The sequence below is a fragment of the Luteolibacter sp. genome, assembly GCF_058122085.1.
The window spans coordinates 1-2667 of record NZ_JBIKBQ010000203.1 but is presented as its reverse complement, the minus strand read 5'-3'; the positions used below and the strand labels follow the sequence as shown (position 1 = coordinate 2667).

The window sequence follows — 2667 nt, the reverse complement described above, 5'->3', positions numbered from 1 at the left end:
GAGGTAGCCGCTGCGGCGTTTCACGGTGCTGAGCTGGACGGCCTTGGCGATGCGGGTCTGGCCGCCCCAGGTGAAACTGAGCGGGACGTTTTGGAGCGTGAGGTCGGAAATGTAGTGGGAGCCGGAATCCTGCACTTTGAGATCGAAGCGGGTGTTGCCGGGGAGGGAGGTGAAGCGCTGGTTGAGCAACTCGAAAAACGCCTGGTGAAGCATTTCCTCGTTTTGGGTTTCCACGATGGTGTTTCCCAATGCCAGCGAGGTGCGCGCGGTGGTGAAAACCATGCCGACGAGGATCGCCAGCAAGCCCATCGCGATGACGAGTTCAAGCAGCGTGAAGCCGCGGCGTCGGGGACTGACGGGGGAGGTGATCATGGCTGGTACATGCGGCCGTAGCGCCAGGTGTCGACGCTGCGGTTTTGCCACTGGCCGTTGGAGAACCACTTGGCTTCGACGGTGATGAGATACATTTCCTGAAGCGGCTGGCCGTCCTCGTTTTGGAGGTCCTCGATGAGCTTGACCGTGGTGTCGAGTTCGATGCCGGTGTCGCCGACGCTGGTGTTGACAGTCCCCTCTTCAAGAACCGGCAGGGAAAGCGTCTCGTCGAGCGCGCTTTCCAGAATGCGGGTGATCCGGAGTTCGCTCTGGGCGAGTCCGGCGACCGCGGCCATCCGATGCAGCGCGACCGCGAAACCGGTGGCGGCGATGCCAAATACCGCCAGCGCGAGAATCATCTCAAGGAGAAGAAATCCGCGTTTGCCGGGATGGAGTGGGCGGGTCATCGGGCTTCGAGTTGGCTGTCGCGAATGGTGGCGGTGAGCGGGTGGTAGATATCTTCCGACCAGCTTTTGTCGAGCGCGAGGCGGACGGAAATCGGCTCGCAAAGCCCGTCGGGATCGAAGCGCCAGACGTGGACGGTCTGTTTGACGGTGGGCAGCCATTTGTCGGAGTTCCAGCGGCGGATGAGGACCTCCGTCCCGCCTTCGAGGTTGAGCTGGCGGTTTTCCTCTGAGGTTGCGACTGCCGGTTCGGGCTCGTTGCGGCGGTTTTTCTTTTCACTCAATCCAGCCTGCGCCAGCGGCAGGAGCCGGACGACGCCTTCGCGGAATTCGAGGGCGTAAGGCGTCTGGTTGAGAATCGCGATGGTGCGGGCGCGCTTGGCCATCAGCTCGATTTCGCCGGAGGTGTTTCGCAACATCCGCTCGTCGGACGAGTAAATCATCAGCCCGACCGCGCCGCCCATGACGATGGCCGCGATGGCGAGGACCATGACGATTTCGATCAGCGTGAAGCCCCGCTGCGGCTTAGTCGTCCTGACTGCTGAGATCATCGGGAGTGCCTTCCTGACCGTCCGGGCCTTTGCTGAACATTTCAAAATCATTGGCGCGCTTCTTGCCCGGGAAGCGGTAACCGTATTCCGCGCCCCACGGATCAGGCGGGAGCTTGCTCATCACTTGCACCCAGCGGCGTGGCACCGGCGTGCTGGATGGCTTGTCTTGGAGGGCTTTCAGGCCTTGCTGGGTGGTCGGGAACGAGCCGGCGTTCAGTTTGTACATCGCGAGCGCGCTCTCGAAGCTTTTGAAGTCGGATTCCACCTGGCGGAGTTTCGCGGCGTCGCCGATGCCGCGCATGGCGAAGATCGCACCACCGAGGATCATGGCGATGATGCCAAGCACGATGACCATTTCAAGCAGGGTGAAACCGGAGCGGCGGCGGGAATTGAGAACTGGATTGTGGATATTCATGAAGAGTGTGATTTTGCGTCTGGCGTTAGCCTTTCAGGGATGAAAACGCCATGCCAACTTAAACTTGTCGGAAAATTCGCGCAGGATTGCCAAAGGTCACGGGGAATTTCTTGCCAGCGGCCCCGGATTTCCCAAGCTTTGCGCCTCTTTTTCTCGATCATGAACAAAGTCCTTATCATCGGAGCCGGCGGGGTCGGCAGCGTCGTCGCCCACAAATGCGCCATGGTTCCCGAGGTTTTCGGGGAAATCACCCTCGCCTCGCGGACGCTCTCGAAGTGCGACGCGATCGCCGCCGAGGTGAAAAAGCGCACCGGCCGCACCATCGCCACCGCCAAGGTGGACGCCGACAACGCCGAGGAAACCGCCGCGCTCATCCGCAAGACCGGGGCCAAGCTGCTCATCAACGTCGCCCTCCCTTACCAGGACCTCAATCTCATGGACGCCTGCCTGCTCGCCGGCTGCGACTACATGGACACGGCCAATTACGAGCCGCTCGATGTCGCGAAATTCGAATACTCGTGGCAGTGGGCGTATCAGGAAAAATTTGAAAAAGCCGGCCTCTGCGCGCTGCTCGGCTCCGGCTTCGATCCGGGCGTGACCAATGTTTACACCGCTTGGGCGCTGAAACACCATTTCGACGAAATCCACACGCTCGACATCATCGACGTGAACGGCGGCCAGCACGGCAAGGCCTTCGCCACCAATTTCAACCCGGAAATCAACATCCGCGAGGTCACCGCCGAGTGCCGGCATTTCGAAAACGGCGGGTTCGTCGAAACCGCGCCGATGTCCAAGCACCAGGCGTTCACCTGCCCGGACGGCGTGGGAACCTACGAAATTTACAGGATGTATCACGAGGAGCTCGAATCGCTGGTGAAACACATTCCCACGATCCAGCGCGCGCAGTTCTGGATGTCGTTCTCGC

At 60.7% G+C, this 2667-nt stretch carries 5 protein-coding genes; 1 reads left to right on the top strand and 4 read right to left on the bottom strand.

Annotated features, from left to right (window positions below):
• The 4 genes from AC4DF4_RS18545 to gspG all read right to left on the bottom strand — a co-directional run.
• A partial coding sequence (locus AC4DF4_RS18545) for a type II secretion system protein (RefSeq protein ID WP_490049581.1) occupies window positions 1–372 on the bottom strand: 372 nt, incomplete at its 3' end.
• A complete protein-coding gene (locus AC4DF4_RS18540; RefSeq protein WP_490049580.1) occupies window positions 369–779 on the bottom strand; it encodes a type II secretion system protein in 411 nt (136 codons plus the stop codon). The genes AC4DF4_RS18545 and AC4DF4_RS18540, both read right to left, overlap by 4 nt.
• The gene (locus tag AC4DF4_RS18535; RefSeq protein ID WP_490049579.1) at window positions 776–1327 is read right to left on the bottom strand and encodes a prepilin-type N-terminal cleavage/methylation domain-containing protein; all 552 of its coding nucleotides are present in this window, start codon (window positions 1325–1327) and stop codon (window positions 776–778) included. The genes AC4DF4_RS18540 and AC4DF4_RS18535 overlap by 4 nt, the downstream gene beginning before the upstream one ends.
• On the bottom strand, window positions 1302–1742 hold the full coding sequence (gspG, locus tag AC4DF4_RS18530; protein WP_490049578.1) for a type II secretion system major pseudopilin GspG: 441 nt from the start codon (window positions 1740–1742) through the stop codon (window positions 1302–1304). Before gspG ends, AC4DF4_RS18535 begins: the two co-directional genes overlap by 26 nt.
• A gap of 159 nt (window positions 1743–1901) precedes the next feature.
• Between gspG and AC4DF4_RS18525 the strand changes: the two genes are divergently transcribed.
• The coding region (locus tag AC4DF4_RS18525) for a saccharopine dehydrogenase family protein (RefSeq protein WP_490049577.1) at window positions 1902–2667 on the top strand (766 nt) is incomplete at its 3' end.

Coding starts and splice junctions, on each gene's coding strand:
- AC4DF4_RS18535 (WP_490049579.1), bottom strand. CDS start 1,327: ATGATCTCAGCAGTCAGGACGACTAAGCCGCAGCGGGGCTTCACGCTG.
- AC4DF4_RS18540 (WP_490049580.1), bottom strand. CDS start 779: ATGACCCGCCCACTCCATCCCGGCAAACGCGGATTTCTTCTCCTTGAG.
- gspG (WP_490049578.1), bottom strand. CDS start 1,742: ATGAATATCCACAATCCAGTTCTCAATTCCCGCCGCCGCTCCGGTTTC.